Consider the following 14,269-nt stretch of genomic DNA (forward strand, 5'->3'; position numbering starts at 1 on the left):
ACGCGATGAATCGCGTCTGTACAATTGTCATTTGTCTCCCTTCTAGCCTCTAATTTGCTAAAAATTGTTCGATTAAGGCGGTTAATTGCTTGAGTTTAACGGGTTTAGCTAAATATTCACTGGCTCCAACGGCGAGACATTTTTCGCGATCGCCAAGCATGACCATTGCTGTGAGGGAAATAATTGGTATGGTGGCTAGTTGCTGATTTTGGCGAATTTGTTCAATTGCTTGTAAACCATCAACTACTGGCATTTGGATATCCATGATAATTAAGTTAGGATTTTGGCTGTGGGCTAAGTCGATAGCTTCTTGGCCATTTCTCGCCATGATGATGCGATAACCTTTGGCTTCTAGGTAACTAGAGATGGTGTTGATGTTGGCTTCGTTATCTTCGGCTAACAGGATTAGGGGTGATTGGGTGTTGGGTGCAGTAATGACTTGTGGAGGAGCGATCGCTTCTAAGTTGGGTGTTATATTTGCAGATGGGGTAAAGTTTAAATTTGACGGTTGCTGAATCGGACAAGCAGAGTAAGGTAAATATATGCTAAAGCAGCTACCTTGACCGAGTTCGCTCTGCAAGCTGATATACCCGCCATGCATTTCTGTGATGCGTTTGACTAGAACTAGCCCTAGTCCGCTACCTTCGTATTTACGGTTTAAGCTGCTATCAATCTGGACAAAGGGTTGGAATAGTTTAGCGCGATCGCTGGGCGCAATACCAATACCAGTGTCGGAAACAGAAAAGACGATCCAGTTATTTTCCTCTGTTGTCTCGCCCAGATTTTGTACAGTTACTTCTAAGCTAACTCGACCGCCACTAGGGGTAAATTTAATGGCATTGGATAATAAATTGATTAATACTTGCTGGATGCGTCGCTCATCTACAGCGATTTCTTTTTCGAGTTTTGCCAAGTTCAGATGTAGATGAATTTGTTTTTTGAATGCTTGTTGTTTAACTATATCTAAGCTAGTTTTGCACAGCTGGGCTACGGAGACTTTAGCTATTTGTAATTCTAGCTTATCGGCTTCAATTTTTGACAGTTCGAGAATGTCGTTAATTAAAGCTAAAAGATGCTGTCCGCTACGTTCAATGGTGGCGATCGCTTGTTGCTGTTGGTGGTTTAAGTAACCCAATATCATATCTAGTAAACTTTCTGACATTCCCAAAATTGCGTTTAGGGGGGTGCGCAATTCGTGACTCATATTAGCGAGGAACTCATCTTTGAGGCGGGTAGCGCGACGTAGTTCAGCATTTGTCTGTTCTAAACCTTGTTCGTATTCTTTTTGTATGCGGATATCACGCATGATAGTGGAAAAAAATTCTACTTCTCCTTGGGGTGATTTATGAGCAATTAGCAATTGAGAAACGGGAATTTCTTGTCCTTGGGCATCTAATAAGATGTTTTCTCCCAACCAGCTACCGTTGGCGATGGCGGCGGGTACAGCCTCATGTTCTAGCAATTCCACACCTTGTTGGAGACAGTAATCACTTGGTTTTTGCTGCGTAACTTCTGCATCATCCAGTCCCCGCAGCAGTTTCAGGGCAGTATTATTCCAGATGGCGTTACCAAATTTATCAGCGATGAGGATGTAATCAGTTGAGGCTTCTAGTAAAGCAATCAGGCGATTTTGCGCTGCTTCTAGGCGTTTGCGATCTGTAATATCTGCACCATAGCCGACAATTTCAATGGGGTTTCCCTGAGAATCGCGGACTAAGCGGATTTCATTCCACATCCAGATATAATGTCCTGCTTGATGCAAAAAGCGGTATTCATTAATTAACTGCCCTTGTGCAAAAAATTCTGGCATTTTCGCCAGTAATTGAGGTAAATCTTCTGGGTGGACATGGTTGATCCAAAAGCTAGACTCAGTCAAATATTCTGCTGCGGTGTAGCCTGTGACATTGTAGATATTGTCACTGATAAAGGTAGTTCCATAATCGCTATCAGGTTTACAGCTAAAAATCACCGCCGGACTAGCAGAAAGTACAAATTGCAATCGTTCTTTGAGGAGGAGATTTTCCTGTTCGGCTAGTTTGCGAGCTGTAATATCTTGGGCTGTACCTATTATTTGCTGGACTTGTCCTTCTGGATCGCGGCTAAAGATGGTATCCCAACTGTATAACCAACGCCATTGGCCGTTAGCATCTCGCATCCGATATTCAAATTCGATAATTTCCCCATTTGCAGCCATGGCGATGCTTTGCCGTTGGCTAACTAATCGCTGGATATCTTCAGGGTGTAACAAGTCCTGCAGGAAGTTAGCCCCCATTGCTTGCACAGCTTCCGGGCTATAGCCGAGAATTGAGGTAATCTCGCGGTTTACGTAAACATTGCACTGGGTTTGCAAGTCGTAAAGATAAAGCATATTCGGTGACGCATCAGCAATTTGTTGAATAAATCGCTGACTGTCTTCTAATGCTAATTCTGCTTGTTTGCGATCGCTAATATCTGCGGCATAACCGACAATTTCTACAGGGTTACCTTGGCGATCGCAAACTAAACGCAGTTCATTGCGTATCCAAATATAATGTCCGGTTTTATGTGAAAAGCGGTATTCATGAATATGATATCCCTGCTCAAACAATTGAGACATGCCTTCTAACACCCGCGATACATCTCCTGGGTGAATGCGATCTCTCCAGAAACTAGTATAGGAGAAGAACTCTGCTGCAGTATAACCAGTTACATTAACGCTATTCTCGCTGATGAAAGTAATACTATAAGGCTCCTGAGTTATACAGGTAAAAATCACCGCCGGACTTGAGGCTAGTAAGAATTGCAACCTTTCTTTGAGTTGTTGATTTTCCTGTTCAGCTAGTTTGCGATCTGTAATATCTTGGGCTGTACCAATAATTTGTAAAACTTGTCCCTCAGCATTGCGGCTAAATACAGCATCCCGACTGTAAAGCCAGCGCCATTCACCGTCAGCATGTCTCATGCGATATTCTAATTCAATGATTTCCCCATCCGCCGCCATCTGCAATATTGCCAATCGGCTGGATAGTTGGTCGAAATCTTCGGGGTGTAACAAGATGGAAAACATATTTTCTCCCATTGCTTGCACAGCTTCCGGGCTATAGCCGATAATTGAGGTAATCTCACGGTTTACGTAAACATTGCGCTGGGTTTGCAAGTCGTAAAGATAGAGCATATTTGGCGATGCATCGGCAATTTGTTGAATAAATCGCTGACTTTCTTCTAGTGCTAATTCTGCTTGTTGGCGTTGCGCAGCTTGTTGATAGGTATCGCTAATATCAGCACCATACCCAATAATTTCTATGGGGTTACCTTGGCGATCGCGGACTAAGCGCAGTTCATTGCGTATCCAGACATAATGTCCAGCTTTGTGTAAAAAGCGGTATTCTTGAATACGATAGCCTTGCTCAAACAATTGAGCCATTCCCTCCACTATTTCTGGTTCGTCCTCTGGGTGAACGTAACTAGACCAAAAATTGCAATTATACAAAATCTCGTCTGGGGTATAGCCTAGCAAAGTAGTAATATTGTCACTAATAAAAGTTACTTCACCTGTATTAGCATTAACAGTAAAAATTACGGCTGGACTAGCAGAAAGTAAAAATTCTAACCTTTCTTTCAATTGTTGATTTTCTTGCTCTGCCAGTTTACGATCGCTAATATCAGCAAAGTAACCAATGAATTCAATGGGAGTTCCTTGGTGATTCCTGACTACACGCAGTTCCGCCCGTAACCAGATATAATGACCGTGCTGATGGCGGAAGCGATATTCATAAATATGCAATCCTGATGTCAACAATGGAGATTGAGCTAGCAATCTTGGGAGATCGTCTGGGTGAACGCGATCGATCCAGAAGCTAGACTCAGCTAAAAATTCTGCTGGGGTGTAACCAGTGACGTTGTAGAGATTGTCGCTGAAAAAAGTAGCACCATAATCGCCTTCAGGGTTACAGGTAAAGATTACGGCTGGACTAGCAGAAAGTAAAAATTCTAAGCGTTCTTTTAATAGTTGATTTTCTTGCTCTGCCAGTTTACGAGCGGTGATATCTGTTAAGGTGCCAATATAGCCAATAATTTGCCCATTAGCATCAACTTCTGGTGCAACTTGGACGTAGAACCAATTAATGCTGCCATCTGGACGTAAATGTCTACCCTCACCTTGATCGATTGTATGATTGCCAGTAAGTGATTGGGTAGAATTTTCCATCCATTCAGCGAGGCGTTGCTCTCGATCTTCTGGATGCAAAGCCTCAATCCATCCCCTACCCAAAGCAGATTCTTTGGGTCTACCTGTCATTTGGCTCCAGCGATCGTTAACATAGACACAGTTGAAAGGTTCATCAAATCGGAAAATTGCCACAGGAGCGGCTGCGGCTAAGGTAGCATAACGGCGTTTGCTTTCTTTTAGTGCTGCTTCAGCTAATTTGCGTTGGGTGATGTCGGTTTCCGAACCAGTCATGCGAATAGCTAGTCCAGATTCATCGCGCAATACTTGACCGCGATCCAGCACCCACATATAACTGCCATCTTGACATTGAGTCCGATATTCAGCTTCAAAAAATTCGGTTATTCCGGCAAAGTGGTCTGTAATACCAGCCATGACGCGATCGCAATCTTCTGGATGTATCCGGCTTAAGCACTCATCCGGTGAATCACTTATTTCCTCGTCACTAAAGCCACGCATCTGCTTCCAGCGCTGAGAATAAAAAATTTTGTTATTCTTGAGATCCCAATCCCAAATACCATCATTAGTTCCCCTGAGAGCTAATTGCCAACGTTCTTCACTAGCTTGCAAGGCGGCAGTGCGCTCGGCAACTCGGTTTTCTAATTCTTGGTTTAATTGCTGTAAACTTTGGGTAGCTAAATGGCGTTCAATGGCAATACTGGCAATATTTGCTGCTTGGGTAACAGCTTCCCGTTCGCAACTATCAGGCGTGCGGTTTTCGCGATAATAAACGCCAAATACGCCTAAAATTTCCCCATCACTGCTAATAATTGGTACTGACCAGCAAGCTTTTAAGCCTTGTAATAAAGCTAAATCTCGGTAATCTTGCCAGAGTGGATCGGTAGCAATATCAGCAACAATCACAGTTTCTCGGCGAAAAGCGGCTGTTCCACAGGAACCAATTCCTTCATCAATGGAAACGCCATTCATTTGTTGCATGTAACTTGCTGATAGTTGGGTACTGATCCCAAAATTTAATTTACCGTTGCCATCGTGCAGCATGATAGTACATACGGCATTGTTTAGCTGCATTTCCATTGCTTGCAGTAAATCGTGCAAAATGTCTGTCAGTGGTTCGGCTTTGGCAATACGCTCTAAAATAGCGTTTTGTGTTTGTAGCTGTTGGTAAGCTGTGGCTTGCTGAATAGCGATCGCTAATTGTATAGAAATCTCTTGTAGTAAGGTTAATTCTCCTGGTTGCCAATGGCGATAGTCGGCACATTGATGTCCTACCAACAAACCCCACAATTTATCTGCTACTAAAATTGGGACTACTAAATTGGATTTGACTTGAAATTGCTCTAATAAACCTAAATAACAATCAGCATAACCATAGTTATGGATGTTCTCGATGGCTAGGGTTTTACCTTGGCGATATAATTCTGCTGCTTCCTGGCGAAAACAAGGATCGTTAATGGTAGCTGCTTTTAAGGCTTGCCAATTCCCAGTTACAGACTCAGCGACAATTGTGCCACTCCAATCAGGTTGGAACTGATAAACTAATAAGCGATCGCACTGCAAAAAGTCCCTTAAAGCAGTCACCGCCGTATCTAATACTTCTTCTAAGTTGAGAGAAGCGCGAATTTTGTTAGCGATTTGTGTTAATAATTGTTCCCTGGCTACTTGTTCTTGAATTTTGGCGGTACGTTCCTGAACTAATCGCTCTACCAAAGCAGAAATCGCCATTGGGTTAAAAACACTCAATATTAAGCTTTGGGTGACAATACCTAATAATTCACCGTCATCGCGGGTAACAATTACTTGATTGATTTGTTGCTGTTGCATTAATTGCCATACTTCTCCCAGGCAACTATCTACACCTACAGCATCCACAAATCTACTCATATAACTTTGGGCTGCAAATGCAGTTAAATCCTGGTCTACAGCTAATATCTGCACAATGTCCCGTTCGGTTACAATCCCTAAGGGAATAACTTTCGCATCAGAATTATCAACAATGACTACCGAATTGACTCTGTGATGAGTCATTAACTCTGACAATTCCGCCAGAGTTGCTGTAGGCGCTGCTTGGACGACAGATTGCTCCATGAAATCAGCTGTCGTCAGTAAATTCAAAAGGTCAAAGGGGCGCAACAGTGGACGTAAACTATCATGGGTGAGTAGTCCTACCACCTGACCCTGGTTATCTATTAAAGGTAAATGACGAATGGGATAGTGCTGAAATAAACTCAGGGGTACAAAAATGTCGGTAAAATTTGTGACTTGCAAAGTGCGCACCGGGGAAGACATCACTTCCGCGATCGCTATTTCTGCTAAATTTTGCCCATAACTGCTGAGGCGCACTAAATCAGTTTGAGTAAAAATACCAATTAGCTTTGTATTCTCTATTACTAGAGTACAACTATGTTGAGCTTGTAATAGTAGCGAATTAGATGTAGTATTATTTTCAGTTGTTAAATTATTAGTTGTAGTACCTGCATTCATCAACGCGATCGCATCAACCACAGTAGCATCAGGCGCGATCGTCAAAGGATCGCTAATAATCGCCGTTGCCAATTCAGCTGGAAGCCATAAATTCGCAGGGGTAAACATAGGTGAAAACAAAAGGTGAAACGCGCCTGAGACTGTAATCAAAAGTAAAGCAGATAAACAGTTACCGCGATGTCAACTATTGTATCTTGCGGCTCTTTGCCTGTTGAGCTTGAATAGTCAAATATCAACAACGTTTAGTGGAAAAATTTCTATTTACCAATTGCTTCATAATGGTGATTTCTCCGTAAAACTCGCAAATGCTAAGAATTGCTGACTCTCTTGAGAACAAAGCAAAACAGCATAATCAAGATGCTAATCGAGTTTAATATTACTGTTGATTAATGAACTTTCATTAATTTTTTTCACTTTTCAGAGTTTTGCACCAAAATAGTGTACCTTTTACATACAAATTTTAATTTGTGATGAAATCTTCAAGGGAAGATAAGCTAATTTTCTAACTAGTCACTGGCATGACAAATTCTCTGAGCAATTTGCGTTAGAACCCAATATTAAGCGGTGAAACAAACTGCTGAAAATTAAAAAATCAATAGCGCTGAATCTACTAAACTCTGTTTAATAAGACATGAGGTAAGAAGTATAAAGCAAAAAGTTGAATTAAAAATTTGAAAAAGGAATCTGATAGACGCCACAAAAAAGCCCGCTTGTGCGGGCTTTTTATCAATTACAAAACTCTACAAATGACCTACTAAATTAGGCAACATTCAAAAAACCAGTCTGAATCAAATACGCAGTATAAGTCATAAACATTTCCCCAGTAATTGGCGGACAAGAAATAGAACTACCCTCAAGCGCTTTTAAAGTCTCCTCACAGCTAATGAAGGGTCGCTTTGATTGCAAATACAAATCGGGAATTGTTAGTTGCTCATCAGACCAACGTTCTAACAAAAACGGACGCAGTGTATATAAAGGATTATCCACAGAAGAGACATTATTAATTAACTCTTCTTGCCATTGTTCATAAGGAATCGACTTCACAGGATAACCAAATGATTGTACCCATTTAATTAAAGTACTCAATGGCGCTGGTTGGGGATGTTGTAAATGGAAAGCTTTACCGATAGATGAAGGCTGCATTGATAAATAAACAATTGCCTTGCTGACATAATCTACAGGAGACATATCCATCATATATTCCACATCTGGGAAATATCCCATTTGCAGACAACCTTTGACCATCAAATTGATAAAGTCATGGGTATTACAAATACCTGTTTGGCTATCGCCAGAAATTAACGGTGGTCTGTGGATAGTAACAGGTAAACCTCTGTCGCGAGCAATTTTAACTAACTTCTCAGCTACCCATTTTGTTTGCGAATAACCTAAGAAAATTCCTTCCCAATGATTAAAATCATCTTGCTCTTTCACCACCTTTCCAGCATAAGCAGGTGATTCAAACACCGCCACGCTAGAAACATAATGTACAGGCTTGAGTTTAATTTGGCTAGCTAATCTCAAAACTTCTTGAGTACCTAACACATTGGCTGCTTTTAATGGCGCATAAGGATAAACATAATTCAACAAAGCGCCACTATGATAAATAGTGTCAATGTTGGCGGCTAAAATTTGAAACTGTTCCGCGCCCATACCTAACAAAGGTAGAGCTAAATCGCCAACAACCGGGACAATTCTCGATTTATATTTTTCATCCCAAATTGCATAACTTTGGAGATTTTTTTCTAACTTGCTCTTACCTTCTTGAGGATTAGCAGCCCGTACTAAGCAGTAAATATCTGCATTAGTTTGTTCTAACAATTCCTTGATGATAAATGCGCCTAAATAGCCAGTACCACCAGTTAAAAAGACATGTTTTGGTTCAGTAATCGTCACTGGCGGTAAAGCATCAGGACGAATTGTCGGGTCAAGCACCGCCTCAGCATTTAAATCTAAAGCTGGGGGAGTATTAACAGCACTAGTTGTATCTTGAATGACTGCATCTTGGGGTAAATCTTCAGCTAATCTTTGAGAAAGCGCCGCAATATTGGGATAATGCCATAACAGCAAAGGCGAAGGTTGGAAACCCAGCATTTTCTCTAATTTACTGACGAGAATCATTGCTTGGGCTGAATCCAAACCGTAATTTTCTAAATGTTCGTTAACATCTATCTCGTCATTTTCTACCCCTATTAACTCAGCTAGATTAGAAACCAGCCAAGATTGAATATCTGCTGCACTATAAGCGTTTTTAAGATTCATTTTTACATCTCCACTGTAGAACTAGCTGGGCGATACTGACTGTAGTAATCGGGAATTTGTAAGCCTTGTAATTTCAAACTTTGTATGCGATATAAAAATGCTGCTCCGATCATAATATGGTTAGCAACATCAACAACTTTGCGGTTTTGAGGTTCTGCTAAATATGTACCGCGTACCCAGTCATTGAAGCTACCCATCGCTGGGCCGCACCAAATTTGATAATCAACTTCCCGTCCTTTTTCACCAGAATTAGACCAGCGAGAAGATAATCCTAAATACCAGCGAAAAATTAACGCCATTTTCAATTTAGGATTATTGACAGCTTTACCAAGTTTCTCTGGATTTCTTTGGGATAAATAAGCTGCTGTTCCTTCCCAAACTTCGGCAATTGTTTTACGGAAAACTTGCTTTTCTAATTTCTCTCTTTCCGCTTGAGGGATTTCTTCAATTGAGTCATAAGCGCGATATAACTCATACAATTTTTGTGCCCGCATGGGGAACATTGTGCCGCGTTTGAGAACTTGTAATTTAACTCCCATTTCAAACATATCAGCAGCAGGAGCCATCATCACATCAGCCATTTCTGCTTGCGCGAGTAATTTTTTTGTATGTTCGCAAGCACCAGATTCCACACAAGATTGATTAATGGAACCTGTAACTACATAAGCTGCGCCCATCATAAAAGCTGCTAAGGCTGATTGTGGTGTAGCAATTCCCCCGGCTACCCCGATACGAATTGCTTGAGAGTAATGATACTGTTGTTGAATTTCATCTCTCAACGCCATGATGGAAGGTAACAGACATACCAAAGGACGATTATCTGTATGTCCGCCAGAATCAGCTTCCACGGTAATATCATCAGCCATTGGAACTTGTGCCGCTAGGGTGGCTTGTAACTCGGTAATTAAGCCTTGTTCCACAAGTTCTTTGAGGATTCTTGGTGGTGGTGGTTGGAGGAATTTGCTGGCTACTTCTCGGCGAGAAATTTTGGCGATGACTTTATTTTTGATTTCAATTTGATTGGCATCATTTAAACTTAAGCCCGCAACTCGGTAATAAACAATGTTGGGTGTTAAGTCTAAAAATGCTGAAGCTTCTACTACTGTGACGCCATATTTAAGAAATAAATCCACAGCCCGACGTTCAATCATGGGTTCGTTGGGGCTGTGAATTAAGTTAAAGGCATAGGGGCCTTGGGGTAAGGCTTGTTGGATTTTGTTGATGGCGGCTTCTAATCTATCTGGACTTAAGCCACCAGCACCAAAGGAACTTAAAATTTTATCTTTTCCGAGGGCGATTACCATTTCCTCGGAAGCAATACCGCCAGCCATTGCACCAGTTGCATAGGCGTATTTGACTCCATAAAAGGAGAGAAAGGAGGGGTCGCCTAATTGGTGAATTTTAATTGGCGGAATTGATGCTAAGAGTTCTACTGGTGCGGTGACGGTGCTATCAACTGGGCATAAGTAGCCAACGTTGGTAACGCCAATTCTGCCTGCGGCGTTGACTATATAACAGGGTTGTTCTAAGGTGAGGAATTTTTCTACTATGCCTTGTTGATCAAATGATATGCAATCTAGGGAACCTTTCCAGATGAGATTTTGTCCATAGGAATAGCAGGTAAATCCTAGTCCGTTTTCGTGTTGGCTTAGTGGAGTATCGACAGTGGTCACGCTAGTTATCCCTCGATTTATCAGTAATGCTTTATAAATGGTGAAGGGTGCGTTCGTTAAGTGTTGGCTGTGTTGTGAGGGCTATTTTTAACGAACCGCGAAGACGCGAAGGACGCCAAGAGAAGAGAGAAGGGAGAAGAGAGAGTTTAAGATGGAGAATTTTTTTGAGAGGGAAGAGACTGGAAGCATTAATTAATATTCCTTCTGCCTCCTGCCCTCTGCCCTCTGCCTTTATACTTTTTTACGATTCTTCATTGAGTAAGTTTTGGGCGCAAGCTAGTTGTAATTGGATAATTTCACTCATTTGCTTGCTAAAATCTTGTCGTGATTTTAAGAAGGCTGTATGTGCTTTGGTGACGTTGGCGTTGTTAGCATTGAGCTTTTGATATTGAGTCTTATTTAAATCGGACATACGGATAGTTTGACCAAATTTGCGAGTTATATTTTGTGGGGAAAAGCTGGGCTGAGTTGTTTTTGTCGCAGTGGTAGTTATCTCAGAGGATTTTAATTCTTCTGTGGAGATTAAACCGTGTTCCTTGATATTTTTCTCTGCGCTTGTGTCTGGCTGAGGGGTTGGCGGTAAAATATCATGGCTGGGTGGATTTGTGGTAGCAATTACCACGGGCTTGTTCAGTGAATTGATGATTGGATTTGCTTTGACATAATCAATTACTGGGGTGTCTGTATCTATTTTGTTTGCTGTGTTTTGGAAAATTTGGCGATTTTCTGGACTCAATATTGCAGCAGTAATTGATTTACCACCTACGGTAATATTTCTGTGAGTTAATTTGCTTTTGTTTGCTGTTTCTGGGGGAAGTTCGTAAAGAGTAGAAATATCTACTTCAACTTGATGGCTGAGTAATTTGGCTAATGCTTTAACTATAGAAGTATGGTCATCCATACCTCTGCGGTTGAGGGAGACGGTGATGTGTTCTTTTCCTTGGAGAGTTTTACTTATCCAACGCGAACAGATACCGCCAGCACCAGCTTCGACAAAGATTTTGACGCCATCTGCGTACACGCGGTTAACTAGGCGGGGAAAATCTAGTTCTTGACTAAGTCCGGTGGCGATACTGTGGGCGACTACTTCATTATTGAGTGAAATTGGTTTATATCCAGCCGCAGAATAGAAGGTAATACCGGGTAGTTCCTGGGTTGGCAAGGTATTTAATTTGACTAACTCTGCATACTCAGAACGCATGGTTTCACAGTGGATTACATGGTCGAAGGGTGCAGGAAAAGCATTGCAACCAAGGGCTTTGATTAATCTTTGACAAGCTGCTGGTTCGCCAGCGATTAATACTTCTTCTGGTGTATTAATTTGCGTTAAATATACCCGATTCTCATTTTTCAGACATTCTCTGACTTTTTCTGGGGTAGTCATGAGTACATAGTTAGCCCAGAAGTTATTGTCTGAGGTGTCAGAGGCTGGTGGTAATCCCCAATATTCGCGTACAGCGTTTTTCGGCCCAGATAATCTATCGCCAAATAAGGCTGAGGAGTTAAAGCTGTTACTACCGGCAAAGAAATCACTCCAAACGCCTTGGGCTACCATCATGCTGGTTTCGCCTAAGCTATAGCCAAACACATATTTGGGTTTGACTTGAAAGCGATCGCGAATCACGGTAGTAATTAGTCTAGTGAAGAACATCTCCGCTTCAAACATTGCTAGGGAATCATCTAGCAATTTCTTCTCTAGGGTTTCTAGTTCTCTGGTAGACAATTTATGCAAGCTTCTGGGAAATACGAGTTTCTCGACATCCGAGACTCGTTTGTACAGACTCTTAACGAAAGGTTCCGCTTGCAAGTTGGGGAAGAGGCGGAAGAGAGTCCGACCAATACCTACATAGGAATTTACCGCCGCCGGATAAACATAAGCTACCTCACCCTCTTTACCCAAAGGTTTAGAGGTGAAATAACTACCTATAGGTGTTTGCCAATCACTACCTTTTTCAAAGGCGGTATTTACGCCTTTTTGGGCTGAGGCGATTTCTTTGAGTAATTCTTTCTTGTTGCGTCCGGTAATAGATAAGGTGTATTTCGCTGTTGTATTTTGTTGGAATTTAACAAAGTTTTGACTTGCAGCGTTAGTTAAAGACTCAGCCTTATCAATCTCTTGTTGGAGATTATCTAACAAATTGAGTAAAGTTGAACAATCATCAGCCACTACAGGGAACAGGTAAAAAGGCTGTTGTTGGAGATATTTATTGCTGAGATTGATTTGGTCTGGTTCATCGGACAGAATGACATGGGCGCAAGTCCCATCACAACCGATACCATTAATGGCGGCGATTCTATGGGTACTGTCTTTATGGAGGAACCAAGGTCTAGATTCTGTGGCGACAAAAAAAGGACTACCTTGCCAAACTTGGGGCGTTTTCACACCAGACCAGTTAGGAGTTGCAGGAATGTAGTTGTGATAAAGACATAAAGCGGTCTTAATTAAACTGGCAATTCCTGATGCGACGTATGTGTGTCCGATATTAGCTTTGACACTACCAATGGCACAATGTAGACCATCGCCTACAGGGGGATAGGCTTGCAATAGCCCAGCGATTTCTGCTGCATCCTCTTGGGGAAAACCACTAGCAACTACTTCCACATAGTTAACTGCTGTGGGCTGAATATCCGCCATTTGAAAAGCGTTTTGACAGACTTGGTTGATTGTATCGGCGTCTATAGATGTGGAAGAGGCCTGACCGATACTTACAGCATCAACTACAGCATAAATGCGATCGCCATTTTGCTTTGCTGTATCATAACGCTTGAGAACAACTGCACCTGCACCCTCACCAACTGTCCAACCGTTAGCGTTTTGGTCGTAGCTTAAGGTATTCGCGCCAGTATTTACCGTTCCCCATTGGCTACGCAGCAAAACATTTTCTATCCCGCCAGCCAAATCCACAGCACCAACCACAACAGCGTCTACTTCTTCGGTGAGGAGTAGCATTTGCGCCACTTCTAAGGCTTTGAAAGCAGAGGTTTCTACCGCCGTCATCGTAAAAGACGGGCCGGTAAAATTCCACAGCGAAGAAATCCGACTCGCCATAATGTTGGCGATGTAACTGAGGTATTCACCAATCTCTACTTGATGGTGAACGCTATCTTTAACTATTGTTTCTAACTGAGTAATTTTATCGGCTGGTAAAGCAATTTCCGCCGCATTCAAACCGTCTTTAATTTGCCAAGATAAATTCCAGCGTTGTTGTAGTTGATGCATAGACAATTCTGCCTCAGCCGCAATCACAACTGCGACATTTGCCCCTTCTTGAATTCCTGCATCTTTTAATGCCCCATCTGCCACTGTTAACAGTAACAGTTGTTGGGAATTGAGTTGTTCTACTTCATTTGGGGGAATTTTGTAAGCTAAAGTATCGAGGGTAAATTCTTTGATGTATGCGCCTATCGGTGCTTTACCATCGGGTAAGCCGTATTCTTGCAGTAAGTCGGCTTTCTCGTCTATGCCATACCATCGCTGGGATGGGAGGGGGATAAAATGCTGTTTGCCGTCATAAATAGTACGTTCAAAAGCATCTAAATCTTGACATTCACCAAAAAAGGTGTCCATGCCCACAATGGCAATTTTTCTTGACTGTATTTCTTGTTCAAACATTGTTTATTGAGGGTAAATTAGATATGAAAGATAAAGGATGAAATATGTTAAAGAGATTGATTTTTCCGTTGC

4 protein-coding genes are annotated in these 14,269 nt (G+C 41.8%); all 4 read right to left on the reverse strand.

Going from position 1 to position 14,269, the window contains the following annotated elements:
* Window positions 1-49: 49 nt before the first annotated feature.
* The 4 genes from AACW45_RS23370 to AACW45_RS23385 all read right to left on the reverse strand — a co-directional run bounded on the left by AACW45_RS23370 (window position 50) and on the right by AACW45_RS23385 (window position 14,197).
* Window positions 50-6,757, reverse strand: coding sequence for a PAS domain-containing protein (locus tag AACW45_RS23370; RefSeq protein WP_190628798.1), 6,708 nt, complete (start codon window positions 6,755-6,757; stop codon window positions 50-52).
* A gap of 651 nt (window positions 6,758-7,408) precedes the next feature.
* Window positions 7,409-8,911 carry a thioester reductase domain-containing protein gene (locus tag AACW45_RS23375; protein WP_190628800.1) on the reverse strand — a complete coding sequence of 501 codons (1,503 nt, stop codon included), beginning with the start codon at window positions 8,909-8,911 and terminating at the stop codon, window positions 7,409-7,411.
* 2 nt (window positions 8,912-8,913) lie between these two features.
* The gene (locus tag AACW45_RS23380; RefSeq protein WP_190628802.1) at window positions 8,914-10,584 is read right to left on the reverse strand and encodes a PfaD family polyunsaturated fatty acid/polyketide biosynthesis protein; all 1,671 of its coding nucleotides are present in this window, start codon (window positions 10,582-10,584) and stop codon (window positions 8,914-8,916) included.
* Window positions 10,585-10,825: 241 nt separating this feature from the next.
* A complete protein-coding gene (locus AACW45_RS23385) occupies window positions 10,826-14,197 on the reverse strand; it encodes a PfaB family protein (RefSeq protein WP_190628805.1) in 3,372 nt (1,123 codons plus the stop codon).
* Window positions 14,198-14,269 lie beyond the last annotated feature (72 nt).

The sequence above is a fragment of the Calothrix sp. FACHB-168 genome (assembly GCF_963889195.1).
Taxonomy (GTDB): Bacteria; Cyanobacteriota; Cyanobacteriia; order Cyanobacteriales; family Nostocaceae; genus Aulosira; species Aulosira anomala_A.

Coding starts and splice junctions, on each gene's coding strand:
- AACW45_RS23370 (WP_190628798.1), bottom strand. CDS start 6,757: ATGTTTACCCCTGCGAATTTATGGCTTCCAGCTGAATTGGCAACGGCG.
- AACW45_RS23375 (WP_190628800.1), bottom strand. CDS start 8,911: ATGAATCTTAAAAACGCTTATAGTGCAGCAGATATTCAATCTTGGCTG.
- AACW45_RS23385 (WP_190628805.1), bottom strand. CDS start 14,197: ATGTTTGAACAAGAAATACAGTCAAGAAAAATTGCCATTGTGGGCATG.